The following is a 17,952-nucleotide window of genomic DNA, read 5'->3' on the forward strand; positions in this document are numbered from 1 at the left end:
TCACCGTCCGAGATAAACCTGAATCACGCGTGGATCGTTGCGCACGCTCTCCATCGATCCCTCACCGAGCAGCTGCCCCTCATGCAACACGCTGACGAGGTCCGCGATCTCGCCGACAAAATCCATGTCGTGCTCGATCACCACGACCGCCCGCTCGGGCGACTTGAGCCGCGCGATCAATTCGGCGGTACGCGCGGTTTCGTGGTCGGTCATGCCGGCAACCGGTTCGTCGAGCAGGATCACTTGCGGATCGGCGACGAGCAGCATGCCGATTTCGAGCCACTGCTTCTGACCGTGCGAGAGCGTGCCGGCCATCCGCTGCCCTTCGTAGGCGAGACCGATCGTCTCGAGCACTTCGTCGATGCGCCGGTTCTGTTGTGCACCGAGGCGCGAGCGAACCATCGCCGCATATCCGCGACCGTTGCGAATCGCGAGTTCGAGGTTTTCGCGAACCCGCAACGCCTCGAACACGCTCGGCTTCTGGAACTTGCGGCCGATGCCCAGGCGCGCGATGGACGTTTCGTCGAGCGTCGCGAGGTTCGTGACCTTGTTCAGAAAGACCTCGCCGCGGGCCGGGCGGGTCTTGCCCGTGATGACGTCCATCAAGGTCGTCTTGCCCGCACCATTCGGACCGATGATGGCGCGGATCTCGCCGTAACGGAACTCCATCGACAGATTGGTGATCGCCGCGAAGCCGGAAAACGTGACAGACAGGCCGCTGATATAGATGGCCGTAGCCCGTTGCGGGGTGGTCATTGGCCACCTCCCTTGCTTTCGCTGGCGGCGGCCTTGAGCGTGCCCCACACGCCGTTGCTGAAATAGACGACGATCACGAGCGTGACGGCGGCAAGAATGAACGGCCACACCGCCGGCAGTTGCGCGGTCAGCCAGAACTTGAGTCCGTTGACCACGATCGCGCCGACGATTGCGCCGATCAGGGTGCCGCGCCCGCCGATGGCCACCCACACGGCAATCTCGACGGACAGTTGCGGCGAAACGATAGTCGGGTTGACGATGCCGACCTGCGGCACGTACAGCATTCCGGCAAACGCGGCGAGGACCGCCGAGAGACACCATGCGAAAAGCTTCAGCGTATGCGTGCGGTAGCCCAGGAAGCGCATCCGCGCTTCGTCGTCGCGCACCGCGATTAGCGCCCGGCCGAAACTGGAGCGCGCGAGAAACCGCAAGCCGCAATAGGCCGCCACCAGCAGCAGGCACGAACATACCGCGAGGCCGATCTGCGTGGACGTATCGGCAAGCTTGCGGCCCGCGAGACTCGTGAATCCGGTCATGCCGTTGTTGCCGCCGAGGCCGACGTCGTTGATGAACAACAGCAGCATCAGCGCATACGTGAGCGCCTGCGTGATGATCGACAGATACACGCCGTTGATGCGCGAGCGGAACGTGACGAAGCCGAACGCGCCTGCAACCAGCACGGTGACGACGATCGTGACGAGGATTGTCACGTCGAGCCGCGAGAGCATCGTCCATGCGGCGGGAAACTCGTGCGCGCCCATGTATTGCATGAAGTCCGGCAATACGTGCGTCTCAGCATAGGCGCCGTTCAACAGATAGATGGCCATCATATAGCCGCCTATGCCGAAGAAGATACCGTGCCCGAGGCTCAGGATGCCCGCATAGCCCCAGACCAGATCGAGCGCCAGCGCGAGCAGCGCGAAACACATGATCTGTCCGATCAGGTTGATGCCGAACAACGACAGATGCAGCGCATTCGACTCCGGAATCACAAAATAGGCAAAAGGCAGATAGAGCGCCACCAGGACCAGCATCGGAACGATGCCGACCTCCACGGTCTGGCCCATCCATTTCGTTGCGAATGCCGACAGGGTGAATCTCCTGCTGGTACGCGGATCGGGAAACGTGTTCATACGCGGGTCTTCAATGCAAAGAGTCCTTGCGGGCGCTTCTGGATAATCAGCACGATGAGCAGAAGCACGGCGACCTTGGCGGCAACCGCTCCGTAGAACGGCTCGATAAACTGGTTGATTTCGCCGAGCGCGAGCGACGAGACGACTGTCCCGGCGAGACTGCCCGCACCGCCTAATACCACCACCATGAATGAGTCGACGACGAAGCCCGCGCCCATCGACGGATTGACGCTGGCGATCTGCGTCAACACCACGCCGGCCAGTCCCGCGAGGCCAGCGCCCAGGCCGAACGCGATGCGATCGACGCGCTCGGCGGGCACGCCGAGGCAGCGCGCCATGTCGCGCAGCTGCGTGGTGGCGCGCATCAGCAATCCGAGCTTCGTGAAGCGGACCACGGCAAAGGTTGCGAGGAAAATCAACACGGCGAGCACGATTGCAAACACGCGGTTATAGGTCACGAAAAAGCCGGGCGCGACCTGCATGCCGCCGTTGAGAAAGCCGGGCGTGATGAACTCGACGTTCTGCGAGCCAAATAGCACCTGAACCAGCTTGATCAACGCGATGCTGACCGCCCAGGTGGCGAGCAGGGTCTCCAGCGGCCGGCGATACAGAAACCGGATGACGAAGAATTCGAGCAACATGCCGCACGCTGCGCAGATCATGAACGCCGCGGGAATCGCAACGAAAATGTAGGCGTCGAACCAGCCCGGCAGATAGGCCTGCATGAAACGTTCGACGAGGTACGTCGCGTACGCGCCGATCATGATGAATTCGCCATGCGCGAGATTGATCACGCCCATCAGGCCGAACACGATCGACAGGCCGAGCGCCGTCAGCAACAACACGCCGGCGTAGCTCAAGCCGCTAAACAGAATCGACAAGCCCTTGCCGAGCGACAGCCACGTGTCCATATGGCGAATCGCGTCCTGCACTGCGGCCAGCACATCCGGATCCGAGCGCACGGAATCCTGCGCCGCAAAGTTCGCCAGCGCGGTGCGCGCGGTTTCGCTCGGCACCTCGGCGACGGCCTTGATCGCCGCCAGACGGTCGGCCTTCACATTGCTGTTCAGCCCGCGTTTAGCCAGAGCCAGCGTGAGAACGGTCGCGATATCCGGGTCGTGCTGCGCCTTGACCGCACGGGCGACAACAGCGGGATCGAGCAACGCAAAGAACTTGTCGACTTGCCGCGCAGCCGTCGCGCGAGTGTCCTGCTGCGGCGAGAAGAGGTCCATTTCCGCCGACGCCACCGCGAGCCTGCGCATCATCACGATGCTCGGCACATAGGGCGAATCCGCCAGCGCGTTAGCGCGCGGCTGAAGGGTCGCGGCGTCGAGCGCGGGGTTTCCCTGCAGCGTCGTCTGGCCGTCTGCGCCGCACACCAGCGCGCCGTTACGAATCGCATCGACGACCTGACGCGCCCACGCACGCTCACGCGCATCGTCCGACACGCCAGCTTCGACGAGTTGCTCCAGTGCAGCGGCCTTATCGCCGTTGGCCGCGCAGAACGACGTGAGCATCGCGGCGCGGGCCGGCGCTGCGCTTGCCGTAGTGGCCCAGACAAGCGCCAGACAAGCGATCGCGAAAAAGATCTGCCTGAAATTGATCATGGGTGTTTCCATTCGATCCTGCTACGGGGATCGGCATGCCTGCGTATGCCGATCCCACCACTGCCTGACTATTCGACAGGGGCTGTCAAGCCTTGCCGATGAACGGGCTGAATGGCACCGGCTTCTCGATGTCCTTGGACTTCCACATAATGTCGAAGCCCTGGGTCGCGTTGATCGAGCCGATCATGTCGCCGCGCCACAAGTACTGCGTGGAAGCGTCCATCTTCACCGTGTAACCCGCCGGATCGACCATCGATTGACCCGCGAGCGCCTTGCGCACAGCGTCCGTGCTGGTGGACTGCGCTTTCGCCACAGCCTGCGCCCACAGATTGATGCCGAGATAAGTCGACACCATGGGGTCGATCACCATGTCGGGGCGATGCTTCAGGTTATGGGCGCTGACGTAGTTCTTCCAGTCGCTCTTGAATTGGGTGTTCTGCGGCGTAACGACGTTCTGGAAGTAGCACCAGCAGCTGAGGTGGCCGACCAGCGGCTTCGTATCGAGACCTTCCAGATCGCTGTCGACCACATCGAGGCCAAGGATCGGAATATCGGTTGCGCGCACGCCCTGATTGATCGCTTCCTTGAACATCGCCGGAATCGAATCTCCGACAACCGTCATCACGACGATGGCCTGGCCGCCCGGTTGCGCGGCGAAGTCCTTGATGTCGCGCACGATGGTCTGGAAGTTCGACTGCCCGAATGGAACGTAGTGTTCGCGCCATGCCGACTCAGAAATGTTCTTGGTCTTCAGATAGCCCTTGAGCATCTTGTTGATCGTGCGTGGCCAGACGTAGTCGCTGCCGATCATATAGAAGCGCCTGGCGCCGCCGCCCTGCTCGCTCATCAGGTAATCGATCGCCGGGAGCACTGAGCTGCTCGGCGGCGAGTTCAGATAGACGACGTTCTTCGATTGCTCTTCGCCTTCGAAATGAAGCGGATAGAACAGCAGACTGTCCTGCGACTCGACCACCGGCAACACCGACTTGCGCGACACCGACGTCCAGCAGCCGAACAGCGCGGCGCATTTGTCGCGCAGGAGCAGTTGCTTCGAGAGCTGCGCATACATCGGCCAATCCGACGCCGGATCGACGACGACCCCCTGAAGCTTGCGCCCGAGCACGCCGCCTTTGGCGTTGATCTGATCGATCGTCATCAGTGCCGTATCTTTTAGCAGCGACTCGCCGTTGGCCATCGTGCCCGATTGCGAAAACAGCAAGCCGAGCTTGATCGGATCGCTGGCTCCCGCGGCAAACGCAGCCTTGGGTAGCGCAGTGCCCGCGGCGCTCACCAATCCGGAGCCGACTGCCGACAGGAAGGTACGTCTTTTCATTTGCTTCACTCCGACATGGATTAGAAATCGCAAACGCAAAAAGCCCGAAACCAGACAAGCTGGTTTCGGGCTTTTTTGGCCGGTGCCGCTCAAGACGCCTTTGTCTCGAACAGCAAAATGGATGCTATAGACCCCCGTGATACTCGGCGAGTCAGCGCATCTCTCTATGCAATGGCCATGCCAGATTTTGCAGTCAGTCGTGATGCGCGCCACAAAACCCTTTTGCGAGCGCATGCAAATTGATCAGTTGCGTTTCTGTCAAAGCGGAGGGCATCATAAATAACGCAGTCTACGCGGCTGACTGGCTCAGCACCGCACAAAGACAGTGCGCATACGCACCAGCCGCGTGCCGCGTGCACAAACAGCGCACTTCCCAAACGTAGTGACCATCGGTTCTGACGAATGACCCGTATTGATGCCGACCACACCTCGGACCCAATCAGAATTGGCGTGCTCTACTCACGCTCAGGCGTGACCGCAGCCGCGGAACTCACTCAACTGCAAGCCACCATGCTTGCGGTGGAGGAAATCAATCGCGCAGGCGGGGTGTCGGGCCGCGAGATCGAGCTCGTCTGTCTGGATCCGCAATGTCAGCCGCGGCGTTATGCCGACCTCGCCGAACAACTGATCCTCGAACACCGGGTTCGGGTCATCGTCGGCTGTTATATGTCCAGCACGCGCAAGGCGGTCATTCCGATTGTCGAACGGCACAATGCGCTGCTGTTCTATGCGACGCCGTATGAAGGCTTCGAATACAGCCGTAATGTCATCTATACGGGTGCGGCACCGAATCAGAACACACTGCCGCTCGCCGGGTTCATGCTCACGCAGTTCGGCTCACGCGTGAGCATGATCGGTTCAGACTATGTGTGCCCATACGAATCGAATCGGGTGATGAGCGATCTGATCCTCGAACGCGGCGGAGAAAAGGTGGACGAAACCTATCTGTCGCTCGATGCACCGTGGGAGAGTTATCTGCGCGTCGCAAAGCGGATCAAGCAACTGGCACCTGACTTCATTTTCTCCACCGTAGTCGGTGAAGGCATTCCGCATCTGTACCGCGCGTTCGCGCAGGTCGGGCTCGATCCGTACCGCACGCCTATCGCCAGCCACATGACCAGTGAAGCCGAAATCGCGGTCATGGGAAGCGACCTCGCACAAGGACACATCACCTCGGCCGCGTACTTCCAGAGTGTCGATACAGCAGCGAACCACGACGCCGTCGCCCGCTATCAAGCCCGCTTCGGCGATGATCAGCCGACCAACATGTGCTGGGAAGCCTCCTATTTCCAGATGCATCTGCTCGCGGATGCGATCCGCCGCGTCGGCTCCGACGACCCGACGCTGTTGCTGCGAGTGTTGCCCGGACTCGAGTTCGACGCGCCGCAAGGCCGCGTGCGTATCGACGAGCACAATAACCATACATACCTGCATCCGTTGATCGGCCGGGTCGACGCGCATGGCCGCTTCGACATAATCGGACGCGCGCCTGAACGCGTGAAGGCGGACCCCTACGTCGTCTCTCACAGCACGCCGGCGTGGACCGCGCAAGTGCATCCTGAACTCGCACGCGCGGGAGCGGTTCGATGAAGCGGACCGCGCAGACGCCGGCGATCCTGCGCGACCTGCGTTCGCTAAAAGTCGTTGTGATTCATCCGCAGGATCAGGATGGCGAAGAGTTGCTCGCGCAGCTTCAGCGCATCGGCTGTGACGTGCAGGTATGCTGGCCGCGCCTCGACAGCTTGCCTTCCGACACCGGCCTCGTCGTCATGGCAATGCGTCCCGAGGCGCTGTCGGTCGACTATCCGTGGCTCGGAAGCAGCATGTCGCCGCCGGTGATTCCCGTCGTGACCTACGAAAATCCGATCACCATCGAAGCGGTGCTGCGATTGAATGCGTTCGCTACGATCCCGTCGCCGGTCCGCTCGTTTGGCTTATTGACCGCCATCGCTGTCGCGCTCACGCAATTCAAGGCATCCCGCGCACGTGAGCGATACATCGAGCGGCTCGAGCAGAAGCAGGCGAAAGGTCGGGTGATCCAGCAGGCCACGCGGATCGTAATGGACTCGCGCGGCATGTCTGAAGAGGATGCGTATCAGCTGCTACGCTCAAAGGCCATGCTCAAACGCGAACAGATCGAGACGGTGGCCGGCGACATCGTCAAGGCACACGAAACCCTGAGTTTCTAACTTGGGCGCGGTGGCGTCGCGCAACCTCGCCATCCATGTATCGCAACGCGGTTGATCCGCAACGGTAACGAGGCCACCCGTTCTTCGAGCGGATAGAAGACGGGCCTCTAGCCAAAGGCATGAATAACTTCGTATTCGCTCTCATCCCGTCATTTCAAACTTGACGAAGCCCCGGTACGCCTCTGCAGTTCCGCCGTCGTGCGCTCCAGTTCATGTACGATTGTCGCCTCGTCTGGGAGCACCGTCTGGTATTCCGCAGCGAGAATCTTGTTCGGCAGGTTGTCCAGCGCGTAGTGTGCTTCAGCCGCTCCTTTTTCGGCGCAAAGGATCAGACCGACCGGTGGATTCTCCCCAGGCTTCATCCAGTGCTCGCGTGCGTAGTTCAGATAGAGATGCATCTGCCCGGCATCCGCATAACTGAAGCGACCGACCTTGAGATCGATGATGACCAGGCATCTCAAACGTCGATGGAAAAACACCAGATCGACCCTGAACCACGTGTCGTCGATTCTCAGGTGGCGCTGCAGGCCAATAAAAGCGAAGTCGTCGCCGAGCTCCAGCAGGAAATCCGCCAGATGCTGGATCAACGCCTCCTCAAGATCCGACTCCGAGTACTCGTCCTTGATGTCGAGAAACTCGAGTACGAACGGGTCGCGAATCGCCTCTTCTGGCGTGAGGCGATCACCCGGCTGGACATCCGCGGCTTTCCTGAGCAGGGCCGCCTTGTTCCGCGACAGCGCCAGGCGTTCGTAAAGCTGACTGCTGATCTGGCGGTCCAGCTGGCGCACCGACCAGCCTTCGCGCAGCGCTTCGGCTTCATAGAAGGCACGAAAGGCCGCCGTCTTCACTGAAAGCAGGCGCACATAGGCCGACCAGGACAAAGGAAAAGCCTGCGCGACGGCACCCGGTTCGGGACCGTTTCGCGCAGGGGGCCCGGAATGCGGAAGTCCGGCGGAAATTGCAGACGGCGCCGGGACAATCCGGGAAGACGGCGATTTTGCAGACAGCGTCTACAAAATCTGTTCAGTCGGCCAGGCAAGGTAAAAGGCCCGCATTTGCGCAAGATTGCGCCAGCCGAAACCACGGCCGACCCGCTGCGACAGGTCGGCGCCCAGACGCGTGATCAGTGCCTCGCCGTATGCGGCACGGCCCTCACCACCCTGCTCAAACTCGCCTAGCAGCGAAGCACATTACGCGAGGCCGGCTGCACACGGATCTTCGAAGAAAAGGTCAGTGGCGCGAAACGCGACAGGCCCGAGCTTGGCCGTCTGCTTGAGCATCTCCGCGCCAGCGACGTGGTGACGGTCACCCGCCTTGATCGGTTGGCCCGGTCTACGCGCGACCTGCTGGACATCGCGGAACGTATCAAGGACGCCGGGGCGGGTCTGCGATCGCTGGCTGAACCGTGGGCAGACACGACCACCCCGGCCGGTCGCATGGTCCTCACCGTGTTCGCCGGTATAGCGGATTTCGAGCGCTCCCTGATCGTGGAACGTACCAGCGCCCGACGGGTTGCCGCCAAAGCGCGCGGCGTGCGCTTTGGCCCAACTCCAACACTTGATGCTGGACGTATCGTCCACGCGCGCCAGCTTATCGAGCAAGACGGAAAGCCTGTAGCTGAGGTTGCCCGCCTGCTTGGGGTCCATCGGGCCACGCTTTACCGGGCGCTAGAACGATGACGAGAAAGCATTGAACGGACGAGCGACCAGCCATGCCGGCAACTGCTAGCGTACGATTTTTTCCGAATTCTGAGACGACCCCATCCAGGTCTACGTCTTGAACTCGTCAAGTTGATACAGCCTCCGCGGAGGTTTAGCATCCAGGCATTTTCGGCGTACGCAAAGGGCCGAGTCCTGTGCAATATAGAACCCGGCCCTTCGGTACTCAGACGCCTTAAATCTTTTTCTCTTACGCAATTCCTCCGCTATTTCGGACACCACGCCGGATCCGAAAATTTCGGCACATCCGCTTCCGTGAGCGTGGGCAGTTGCTTCATCTCCCGGAGCATCTTTACCACCGTTACCAATCCTTCGCGGTGCACGCATCCATCCAGCCACGCGTGCGGCTTGACGAATGCGTCGTACGCTTCCTGGGCATCCGACTGCTTCGCGCCCGTCGCGTTCATCAGAATGCGCTGTGCTTCGGTTGCGTTCGCAGGATCGTACAGCCAGTGCAGCGCATTGACCTGTGCACGCAGCATACGGCGCAGGACATCGCCATTCTTTTCTGCCCAATCGCGCCGAACCGTCTGCGTGCTCAGCATCAGGTGAGGAAACAGATCGGGCGCAAAAGCGAGCCGGTGAAAACCTTGACCGGCCAAGCGCGAGTCCGACGGCGGCGTGAACAAGCCCGCATCAATCAGACCTGCGGTCATGGCAGCCATGCGGCGATTCTGATTGCCCCCGATCACCCACTGCACATCCTTGTCCGGATCGAGGCCGCCATTGCGCAACATCTTTTTGGTCACATAGGTAAAGACGTCGATCTCGGATACGGCTCCGATCTTTTTTCCTTTCAATTGAGAGATCGATGTGATGTGTTGACCGCCGATCAGACTATAAGGATGTCTATCCGTACTGAGACCCACCGCAACCAGATCCGACTTCTTCTGAATCGCATAGACCAGCTGTGTGGAATCGGCAAATGCGATATCGATCGAACCGCCGATCAGCGATGTAACCGTGATGTTCGGATCGATCTGCATCGTCTTCACATCCAGACTCTGTTGGCTGTAAAAGTCCTTCTTGTCGGCCACATAGTTGGGCCAAAAAGCAGCACCGTAAGACGGAATGGCGTAGCGTACCGTCGCCATCCCTTCGCCCGCCGAGGCAGACATCGATGAAATGCCGATGACGATGGATGCAATGACTCCCGCACCCATCTTCAAAAACGCTCGATTATGCTTTTGCAATGTTGTCTCCCCACGAATTGCCCGATGGCTTAACCGTTGAATAGTCGACGTCGTTACTCGCCATCCTTGCGCCAAGGGGCAAGTGCCTCTTCCATTCGTCGAACGATCGAGGTAAGACCGACACCCAAAAGCATCAACACGAGGATCGGCACAAACATGGATGCCGTGTCGTACTGGTTGCCATACTTAACGATCAGTGCGCCCAATCCAGTCAAAGACGTAAAAAACTCTGCAACCACCATGGCGATAATTGCACGGCCGATTCCTAGCCGAAGCCCCGTCATCATGTAAGGTGCCGACGCCGGCAAGATGATTTTGAGGAACACTTGCCGTTCGTTGGCGGCAAACGCAGTACTGACATCAATCAGCGCCCGCGGCACGTTACGCACGCCCACCGCGGTGTTCATCAGCACTGGGAACATGGCCATCAGCGTCACAATGAAGAGTTTCGCCGCGTCGCCGAGGCCAAACCAGAGCACGACGAGCGGGATAAGCGCGACCAACGGCGTGGCATACAGCGCATTGACGAACCAGTCAGTCGCGGCGTCGAAATAACGGTAGCGGCCGATCAGCAGGCCCAGCGCAGCACCAATGACCGATGCCCCAACAAAACCGACCAACAGTGTCGTCAAGCTACTTCGAATCGCACCGAGCAACTCGCCATTGGCAATTAGCGTCCTCGCCGCCTCCAGGATCGCCGTGGGATATGACATGAAAAGCGGATTGACCTGCCTCCCAAAAAATTCCCACGCGATCAAGACAGCGATAATGGAAACGATGCGAATGATTTGCGACTTATCGAAATTGCGCTTCGGAGCCTCCATCAGTTCTATCTGCGGCTCTGCCTGTTCTTGATGAATCATTGCTTAACCTCTCGACCTCGAATCGAAGACCAAATTTCAGCGCGAATTGCCTGAAATACGGGATCGCCGCGTAACTCCGGCAGAAGTGGACGTGGATGTTGAAATGGAATCTCGATCACTTTTCGCACGCGGCCCGGCTTAGCTGCAAGGGTGACCACGCGGTCCGATAGATAAATGGCTTCATCGAGATCGTGTGTAACAAACAGCACGGTCGTGTGCGTTTCCTCGTGAATGCGCAGGAGTTCACACTGAAGCACTTCCCGGGTTTGTGCATCGAGCGCGGAGAATGGCTCATCCATCAATAGAATGGATGGCTCGATCGCAAGCGCACGAGCAATACCGACACGCTGCTGCATACCGCCCGATAACTGATTCGGATATTGCTCCGATGCGTGTCCGAGACCAACGAGTTCGAGCAGCGCCTGGACCTGAATCCGACGCTCTTCCTTCGGAACGCCCTTCAACTCCATCCCGAACTCAATATTTTTTCGTGACGTACGCCACGGCAACAAGTTAGCTTGCTGGAATACGAGACCGCGATCACGGCCCGGTCGCGTGACGGGCTTACCGTCGATCAGGACGTCGCCGCCATCCTGCCTCACCAGGCCCTGGATAATACGCAGAAGCGTGGTTTTTCCGCAGCCGCTCTCCCCAATCAAAGAGACTATCTCGCCCTGCTCGACACCGAAATCAACGCCGCCAAGAACATCGATAACTATATCTTCTTCGCGACTTTTCCCTCTGACACGAAAAGACTTTTTTACACTCCGTACTGCTAACTTTATCGCGTCCAACTTTCGTCTCCTCAGTAAATTTTGTTCACCGAATTTACAAACCACCTACAGTTTATTTCATCAGGGTTTGCCTCATAGAAAACGAAAGTAATGTAATTAGTTTGCGCGCAAAAAATCCCAATTTCATTTAATTTCCAGCCATCCCTGCGCTTCGCTGTTAGGTATTTTTAAATTCTTCGTTTACAATTTCCCGGCGATGCCTGCGGCCTCTGAGGGCCCAGCCCTTTTATCTGGTAGGCTATGAGATCAAAAAAATGAGCGTCATGAATCTAGATCTGGAGCTGTTACGGACGTTTGTCGCCATCGTTGAACAGGACTCTTTCGCCGCGGGCGCCGAATCGGTACACAGGACCCAGTCAGCCGTCACGCAGCAGATGCAACGACTGGAAGTGCAACTTGACAAAACCTTGTTCCATAAATCAGGACGCAAGAAAACACTGACGGAAGATGGTTTAAAGCTGCTCGAATACTCTCGTCGTCTGCTAGCACTGAACGATGAAGCGTGCTCAGCCATCGCAGGATCGACACTTACCGGTGAGGTTCGATTGGGCGCGCCCGCCGACGTCGCCGATTCGATCCTTCCCGACTTGTTACAACGCTTTTCCAAAACTCTCCCCAACATCCGAATTTCCATCGATGTACGTCGGACGGCATTTCTGATGCAAGCGATGAAACGCGGCGAAATCAACATGACGATTTCGGCGAAGGAGCACCCGGAGTATCGTCGTATCATTTTGCGAACCTCTCGTATGGTCTGGTTTTGCTCCGATAGTTACCACTTCGACAGAACTCAACCTCTCGATCTCATCGTCGCCGACGAACCGAGTTTTCTCCGAACGATAGCCCTCGATCACCTTAACGACGCCGGCATTAACTTCCGCATCAGATACATCGCACCTAGTCTTCCTGGCATTCGCGCCGCTGTGCTAGCCGGCATGGGCGTGACCGCACGCTCGGAAGAAGTCATGGGGCCTGAATTCCGGATCCTGGACGAGGCCGACGGTCTTCCCCGATTACCGGACATTACCTACAAGATGTATATCGGATCGTCTCCCAATCCGTTGGCCCGCCACTTATTCGATTCTTTGGAAAAGATGTTCAGTTAGGTTCCTTTGTCGAAACATCCGAACCCGATATAACAATCACGGTCGGCATGCAAAACGAGGCGACGCGCTTCCATAGCCGCCTGAAAATATTCCGGCCCCGGCCGGCATCTTCATTTTCGACGGGAGGACATAATCAGCGGACACCACAATAAAGGTGATCGACGCATCGGATTCCTGGTGCACGAACAAAGACATACCGGTATCTGCTCCGGTGGGAGAGGTGTTCGAAAATTACTGCTTCTTCTGCGTCTGTTCGAGGCCGAATTGCGAATGATCGATCTTCGCGATTTCACCGGGCGTCATGGTTTTGGACAGCATGTACTGCCACGGACGGTTGATATCGAAGTCTTTTTCGGAGAAAAGTTCCGCCTTGTCCATCGTGACGATGTTCTTCGACAAAAGCATCGCTTGCGTTTGCATGCGGGCATCGACATCGACGTAGGTTGCGAACACGACGGCCTGCTCGATCGAGCGGCCCACTATCGTATCGCCGTGACCACGCATCAAGATCACGGGATCGTTGCCGAGCGCTTTCGCTAGTGCGGCACCGCGTTTCATGTCCGTGATTTGCATACCCATGCCATCCTTGCCTCGGACATCGCGAATTTCAAACGTTTTGGTTTCCAGCGGCAAGAAGCCGGCTTGCGCGATCACAGGCTTGAGCGGAATATCGGTCAGACTGACCGGGATGACCGCTTGCGAGTGCGAGTGAATCACCGCGTTCACGTTCGGGTGTGCCTTGTAGATCTCGCCGTGGATATAGCGCTCGCCATTGAGCTTGCGGCCACGCGGATCGACCGGCTGGCTGTCAGACACGCGCACTTCAAGAATATCGTTCTTGCTGACCAGCGAAGGCGGCATTGCACGCGGCATTAGAAATATGTTCGGGTCTTTGGCTGAACGCACACTGACGTGGCCGAAACCGTCGAGCACATGCTCGTGGACTAGTACCTTGTACGCCTGAACGAGCTGCTCCTTCAGAGCGTCGTCGGGATCAGCCGGTTGCCGTGCGTAGGCGACTCCGACAATACCGAAGAGTATGACTGACGCGAATTTCAACGCACGAACCATTTATCGTCTCCTTACCCGCAATTCGATTCACACGTCCGGACGTTACTGACCGGACGCGTTACCGGAGCTACCCGCTATTAGAAGCGGTGTCTCACACCAATCATCGCACCCGTCTGCAATGCGCCCTCCGTAACGGTGTTGTACCCCGCAAGGCCGAGGCTGCTATTCGCCTTGTTCGCGACCATGGCCACGTTCAGATAGATGTCCGTTTGCTTGGAAAGCAGGTAGCTTCCGAGGATAGACACCATAATCGGCTGCCCGTGACCCGTGTTGCGATCGTCCACGTAATAAACGGCCGCGTTGATGTTCAGGAATGGCGTCGCCTGATAACGTGTAGCCAGCCAGTAGAGCGCTTCCGAAGTATTGACCGCCGCCCGCTGCGTATAGAGACGATATGCGGCGATGAGTTGAAACGGCTTGAAATCATACGAGACACCCACGCCATAACGCGAGATTCGTGTGTTCCGTGCCGCCACCGTATTGCCGTTCTGTGCGTCATAAAGCAGACCGATGTTCGCCGCGCCGTAATCGTAGGTCAGCATCAGGCTTTCTTCCTTGCCGATCTTATAGTCGCCAGCGACTGGACCCGCACCCGCGACCGAATCGTACCCGAAGCTGTACAGGTTCTTGATTCCTAGCTTGCCGCCACCAATTGCGAAGCTACCCTCATAGTTCACCGAGTTGTCCGCACGACCTACGATTGCCGAATCGAGAACGGAAGCCGACCAGGTCGCAGGCCCCACGGCGTCATATAGAACACCGAATTCGTAAACCGCAGTCTTGATACGACCGAATGTCAATTGACCGTATGTCGAGGACTTCAGGCCGACGAATGCAGAGCGACCGAAAAGACGCCCCCCGTTGTTGACTGTGCCTTTCGTAGCGTCGAATCCGTTTTCGAGGTTGACAACCGCCGCCAGACCGCCGCCGAGGTCCTCACGAGCAATAATGCCCCAACGCGACGTTGAAGCCCCGCCCGATTCCGCCGCGAACGTCGATGCACCACCGCCCGAACTCGTCAGGTTGTGATTCGTCCATTGAACACCTGCATCCACGATGCCATATAGCGTCACGCTGCTTTGGGCCATCGCAGCGGTACTCGCCAATGACGCCGCCGAGAGGGCGATCAGGGCTTTATTCATTATTTGTCTCCAAGCTTGTGTTTATAAGGAAAACCGGAAAGTGCTGCGCAGACGCGGCAAGACCTCCCTGAACGCCTTTCTTTTAGTGTCCAACGGGCACATCATCGAGCGACTTTTGGCGACTATCACCCCGGATCACGAACAGGAGGATGATTGCCGCAACCAGCAGCGGCATCGAGAAGTAGTAGATGATCTGGTGAATTTCCGTTCCGAGCGTCAGCAACCAACCCAGAACGAGCGGCCCCGTAATCGAACCGCAACGGGCGCCTGCGAGAATGAGTGCAGCCGAGAGCGCGCGAATCCGCGTGTCGTACAACTCATTGCTCAACGTAAAGAAGACCGGCATCACAGCGCCCGAGAAGAACGAGTAGCCGATGTCAAAGCCGAGGATTACCGGGACTGGTGCCCGATATTCGAACGACAGGCCAAAGCCAACGAAGCAGACTGCACTCAGCGCCGAGAACAACAGGATTGCCCACTTACGCGGAATTCTGTCCTGAAGCCACATGCCGAGAACTTGACCGATCGGCGTAGCGACCAGCACGATCATGGTGAATCTGAAGCTCGTGGTCAGCGTGAAACCCTGCTTCACGAAAATCGACGGCAGCCAATGGCCAACGCCGGTCACCTGCACGTTGTTTGCAAGCTGGAACAGTGCGAGCGCCCCGATCGTGACGGCCGAAAGACGCAGCAGCGTAAATTGCCTTCGCCAGGTAACTTTTTCTGCCTTGGCCGCGGCAGGCGGCGGCACGAGTTCAAGTTCGCGATAGCCCGATGAATCGGCAAGTCGGCGAACGATCAGACCGGCCTCTTCCGTGCGGCCTTGGGAGAGCAGAAAACGCACTGATTCCGGGATATAACGACGAACGAAAAAGATCATCAATGCCGGCAGAACACCCACCCACAAAAGCGCACGCCAACCGAATGCCGGAATGACCAGTGTCGCTACGATCGCGCACACCGTCCAGCCCGATGCATACGCAATCGATCCGGAACCAACGAAAATATGGCGGAGCCGCCGCGGTGCCATTTCAGACAACAGTGCGAACGCAGCCGGAAATTCGGCGGCCATGCCCAAGCCGGCGATAAAACGGGCGCAAAGCAGCGTGTTATACGTCGGAGCAAGTGCGGCGAGCAAAGTACCGAACGCATAGAAAAAGATTGCCCATTGCAGGATCGGTTTGCGGCCGATCTTGTCCGCCCACGGCGCGACCAGCAGCGCGCCGCAAAACAGCCCGAAATTCGTCACCGAGCCAATCACGCCGGCCTGCAAATGATCGATGGCAAACTCTTTGGAGAGCAGCGGAAGCGCAAACGAGATCGTTTGATTCTCGAAGCCATCCAGAATTTGCGCGACCATACAACCGATGAGCAAAATCCACAGCACGGGGTTCATCGGCGATTCATCGATGAACTCCACGTAGTTCATGCGTGTCGCCGCAGTCAGCCGCGTAACGCTTTTGTCCTTCTCTATCGACAGACTTGCCATCTATGTCTCCTGGCGGTCTATGCTTAGTAGACCTTGATGTGATGGATCGAATTCGACCCACCTATTTTCTTGCAACACATTTCGTCCAATACCAGCTCGGCCCTATTTGCTAACGAGCCATTCGCAATCTGATGCATCAATCAGGCACTTGAGGCCACTTTCCGCAATGGCGTCCCTCGATTCCTCAGACGCGATATAACGAATTACCGAGCGCGAAAGTTGGGCATTTCGACTCCATGTCGGCACCCCAACACCTACGCGGAACGACACCTGGAACTCTTCCGGAATAGGCGTGATGTGGGCGATGCCTGGCACCGGTAGCAGTTCGCTCAACTGCTGGAATGCCAGATCAGCCTCTTCACGGGCAACGACAGCACCGGTGCGCTCGCCGTCGCCGACGAACAGGCTCTTCGGAAGACATTCATCGGCAATACCGAGCTTTTGATAAAGCTGCGTTGTCAGGTACTTGCCGCTGGCGCTCGCCGAGTAGGCAATCTTTTCTGCCGCGAGAAAGGTTTCCTTCAAAGCGTCGGGTGTACTGACATCCGGTGCCTGCCGTCCTTCGCGCACAGCCAACGCGAGCGATGATTTGGCCACCAGTCGGGCGCTATCCTCAAGGATGAGACCTTGGTCGACGAACTCGCGCATATTGCATTCCGCGGCGATAACGAGATCCACGGCTTCGAACCGCTTTAAACGATTCGAAATCGACTTCTCGCCTGTTCCGATAGACGTCGTCAGCGTCACGACTTTTTTACCGATGAGCTTTTCCAGCTTTGGAACCAGAGCCTGATAGGCTGCAGTGAAAATTCCCGAGGTCATGACACGGAACGTGCCGGCCTCTTCCGCTCTCCGGTTCTCCACGCTGAATTCCTCGTGCTCCTGTTCAACCAGTGCCCACACTCGCCGGAAGGGTCCGCGTGATTTCAGCAATTCATTCCCAGCGTTGGCCGCCAACTCGTCGTTGATCCAAACGGGCTCGCCAAGCGTCGCGCTGATCGTCGCGCGCTGGGCGTTTTCCTCGAAGAGGAATGCGCCGACCACCATTTCCTCGATGCTCTCGCCCGTCACTGTCGCACCGTGCGCACACATCAGGACTGCCCGATTGCGGCCCAGTGTCTGCGCCAGGTACGCACCGCGTTCACGATCGTTGATCAGCCGCGGATCGTCGTAAGTCGGAATGCCTTCATGAAACAGCGTGCCCATCAGGTGAATCGGACGCAACTGACGACCACTGGTCGTGAAGGCCGTCGAGTACATGCCGTGATAGTGGACGACGGAATTCACATCGGGTCTGGCCGCGTATATCTCGAGGTGAATCGGATATTCGCGCGGAGGGTCGCCGGCACCTTCCAGCTTGTTCCCATCCAGATCCATGACCACGAAATCTTCCGATCCGGCTTCGAGTCCCAGCGAGTGCCTTGTGACCATGAAACGGTTACCCGGCAGCCGGACGCTGATATGGCCGAAACCTTCGATGAAACCGTGGCGATACAGGAATCTCCACGCTTTAAGGGCTTTCACAACCAACTCGTCCATGGGAAGCACTCTTAGTTTA

Annotated in this window: 15 protein-coding genes and 1 pseudogene; 4 read left to right on the top strand and 12 right to left on the bottom strand. The window is 58.1% G+C overall.

Features of this window, described 5'->3' with window-relative positions:
• The 4 genes from urtD to ACZ9H4_RS24980 form a co-directional block, all read right to left on the bottom strand.
• The gene (gene urtD, locus ACZ9H4_RS24965; RefSeq protein WP_408149409.1) at positions 1–756 is read right to left on the bottom strand and encodes an urea ABC transporter ATP-binding protein UrtD; all 756 of its coding nucleotides are present in this window, start codon (positions 754–756) and stop codon (positions 1–3) included.
• Entirely contained in the window at positions 753–1,889 is a 1,137-nt protein-coding gene (urtC, locus tag ACZ9H4_RS24970) for an urea ABC transporter permease subunit UrtC (RefSeq protein WP_408149411.1), read from the bottom strand. The genes urtD and urtC overlap by 4 nt, the downstream gene beginning before the upstream one ends.
• Positions 1,886–3,496 (bottom strand): urea ABC transporter permease subunit UrtB, encoded by a 1,611-nt coding sequence (gene urtB / locus ACZ9H4_RS24975; RefSeq protein WP_408149413.1) that lies wholly within the window; start codon positions 3,494–3,496, stop codon positions 1,886–1,888. The genes urtC and urtB overlap by 4 nt, the downstream gene beginning before the upstream one ends.
• Before the next feature lie 85 nt (positions 3,497–3,581).
• Entirely contained in the window at positions 3,582–4,829 is a 1,248-nt protein-coding gene (locus ACZ9H4_RS24980; RefSeq protein WP_408149415.1) for an urea ABC transporter substrate-binding protein, read from the bottom strand.
• A gap of 402 nt (positions 4,830–5,231) precedes the next feature.
• On the opposite strand from ACZ9H4_RS24980, the gene ACZ9H4_RS24985 reads away from it, so the two are divergent.
• Together ACZ9H4_RS24985 and ACZ9H4_RS24990 are read left to right on the top strand one after the other, a co-directional pair.
• Positions 5,232–6,419 carry a transporter substrate-binding domain-containing protein gene (locus ACZ9H4_RS24985; RefSeq protein WP_408149417.1) on the top strand — a complete coding sequence of 396 codons (1,188 nt, stop codon included), beginning with the start codon at positions 5,232–5,234 and terminating at the stop codon, positions 6,417–6,419.
• The gene (locus ACZ9H4_RS24990) at positions 6,416–7,018 is read left to right on the top strand and encodes an ANTAR domain-containing response regulator (RefSeq protein ID WP_408149419.1); all 603 of its coding nucleotides are present in this window, start codon (positions 6,416–6,418) and stop codon (positions 7,016–7,018) included. Before ACZ9H4_RS24985 ends, ACZ9H4_RS24990 begins: the two co-directional genes overlap by 4 nt.
• 149 nt (positions 7,019–7,167) lie before the next feature.
• On the opposite strand, the pseudogene ACZ9H4_RS24995 reads toward ACZ9H4_RS24990, so the two are convergent.
• Positions 7,168–8,199, bottom strand: a pseudogene (locus ACZ9H4_RS24995) (PDDEXK nuclease domain-containing protein).
• 33 nt (positions 8,200–8,232) lie between these two features.
• Here ACZ9H4_RS24995 and ACZ9H4_RS25000 point away from each other — a divergent pair.
• Positions 8,233–8,697, top strand: coding sequence for a recombinase family protein (locus ACZ9H4_RS25000; RefSeq protein ID WP_476121509.1), 465 nt, complete (start codon positions 8,233–8,235; stop codon positions 8,695–8,697).
• Positions 8,698–8,942: 245 nt separating this feature from the next.
• Here the strand turns inward: ACZ9H4_RS25000 and ACZ9H4_RS25005 are convergent, their stop codons facing one another.
• The 3 genes from ACZ9H4_RS25005 to ACZ9H4_RS25015 are packed head-to-tail and all read right to left on the bottom strand — an operon-like array spanning position 8,943 to position 11,586.
• Positions 8,943–9,929: an ABC transporter substrate-binding protein gene (locus ACZ9H4_RS25005; RefSeq protein ID WP_408325423.1), complete on the bottom strand. Its 987-nt coding sequence runs from the start codon at positions 9,927–9,929 to the stop codon at positions 8,943–8,945.
• 53 nt (positions 9,930–9,982) lie between these two features.
• On the bottom strand, positions 9,983–10,792 hold the full coding sequence (locus ACZ9H4_RS25010) for an ABC transporter permease (protein ID WP_408149423.1): 810 nt from the start codon (positions 10,790–10,792) through the stop codon (positions 9,983–9,985).
• The gene (locus ACZ9H4_RS25015) at positions 10,789–11,586 is read right to left on the bottom strand and encodes an ABC transporter ATP-binding protein (protein ID WP_408325420.1); all 798 of its coding nucleotides are present in this window, start codon (positions 11,584–11,586) and stop codon (positions 10,789–10,791) included. Before ACZ9H4_RS25015 ends, ACZ9H4_RS25010 begins: the two co-directional genes overlap by 4 nt.
• Before the next feature lie 263 nt (positions 11,587–11,849).
• On the opposite strand from ACZ9H4_RS25015, the gene ACZ9H4_RS25020 reads away from it, so the two are divergent.
• The gene (locus ACZ9H4_RS25020) at positions 11,850–12,692 is read left to right on the top strand and encodes a LysR substrate-binding domain-containing protein (protein WP_408156730.1); all 843 of its coding nucleotides are present in this window, start codon (positions 11,850–11,852) and stop codon (positions 12,690–12,692) included.
• A gap of 231 nt (positions 12,693–12,923) precedes the next feature.
• On the opposite strand, the gene ACZ9H4_RS25025 is transcribed toward ACZ9H4_RS25020, so the two are convergent.
• The 4 genes from ACZ9H4_RS25025 to ACZ9H4_RS25040 all read right to left on the bottom strand — a co-directional run bounded on the left by ACZ9H4_RS25025 (position 12,924) and on the right by ACZ9H4_RS25040 (position 17,933).
• The gene (locus tag ACZ9H4_RS25025; RefSeq protein WP_408325417.1) at positions 12,924–13,763 is read right to left on the bottom strand and encodes a class II aldolase/adducin family protein; all 840 of its coding nucleotides are present in this window, start codon (positions 13,761–13,763) and stop codon (positions 12,924–12,926) included.
• A 77-nt stretch (positions 13,764–13,840) separates the two neighbouring features.
• Complete coding sequence (locus tag ACZ9H4_RS25030; protein WP_408325414.1) at positions 13,841–14,905, bottom strand: porin; 1,065 nt, start codon at positions 14,903–14,905, stop codon at positions 13,841–13,843.
• An 82-nt stretch (positions 14,906–14,987) separates the two neighbouring features.
• Entirely contained in the window at positions 14,988–16,394 is a 1,407-nt protein-coding gene (locus tag ACZ9H4_RS25035) for an MFS transporter (RefSeq protein WP_408149433.1), read from the bottom strand.
• A 102-nt stretch (positions 16,395–16,496) separates the two neighbouring features.
• Positions 16,497–17,933: a class II aldolase/adducin family protein gene (locus ACZ9H4_RS25040; RefSeq protein WP_408156733.1), complete on the bottom strand. Its 1,437-nt coding sequence runs from the start codon at positions 17,931–17,933 to the stop codon at positions 16,497–16,499.
• Between the last annotated feature and the right edge of the window lie 19 nt (positions 17,934–17,952).

The organism is Paraburkholderia sp. TE9906 (assembly GCF_056279605.1).

Excerpts from the sequence above, each read along its gene's own strand:
- urtD (WP_408149409.1), bottom strand. The coding sequence starts at position 756 with ATGACCACCCCGCAACGGGCTACGGCCATCTATATCAGCGGCCTGTCT.
- urtC (WP_408149411.1), bottom strand. The coding sequence starts at position 1,889 with ATGAACACGTTTCCCGATCCGCGTACCAGCAGGAGATTCACCCTGTCG.
- urtB (WP_408149413.1), bottom strand. The coding sequence starts at position 3,496 with ATGATCAATTTCAGGCAGATCTTTTTCGCGATCGCTTGTCTGGCGCTT.
- ACZ9H4_RS24980 (WP_408149415.1), bottom strand. The coding sequence starts at position 4,829 with ATGAAAAGACGTACCTTCCTGTCGGCAGTCGGCTCCGGATTGGTGAGC.
- ACZ9H4_RS24985 (WP_408149417.1), top strand. The coding sequence starts at position 5,232 with ATGACCCGTATTGATGCCGACCACACCTCGGACCCAATCAGAATTGGC.
- ACZ9H4_RS24990 (WP_408149419.1), top strand. The coding sequence starts at position 6,416 with ATGAAGCGGACCGCGCAGACGCCGGCGATCCTGCGCGACCTGCGTTCG.
- ACZ9H4_RS25010 (WP_408149423.1), bottom strand. The coding sequence starts at position 10,792 with ATGATTCATCAAGAACAGGCAGAGCCGCAGATAGAACTGATGGAGGCT.
- ACZ9H4_RS25020 (WP_408156730.1), top strand. The coding sequence starts at position 11,850 with ATGAATCTAGATCTGGAGCTGTTACGGACGTTTGTCGCCATCGTTGAA.
- ACZ9H4_RS25025 (WP_408325417.1), bottom strand. The coding sequence starts at position 13,763 with ATGGTTCGTGCGTTGAAATTCGCGTCAGTCATACTCTTCGGTATTGTC.
- ACZ9H4_RS25030 (WP_408325414.1), bottom strand. The coding sequence starts at position 14,905 with ATGAATAAAGCCCTGATCGCCCTCTCGGCGGCGTCATTGGCGAGTACC.
- ACZ9H4_RS25035 (WP_408149433.1), bottom strand. The coding sequence starts at position 16,394 with ATGGCAAGTCTGTCGATAGAGAAGGACAAAAGCGTTACGCGGCTGACT.
- ACZ9H4_RS25040 (WP_408156733.1), bottom strand. The coding sequence starts at position 17,933 with ATGGACGAGTTGGTTGTGAAAGCCCTTAAAGCGTGGAGATTCCTGTAT.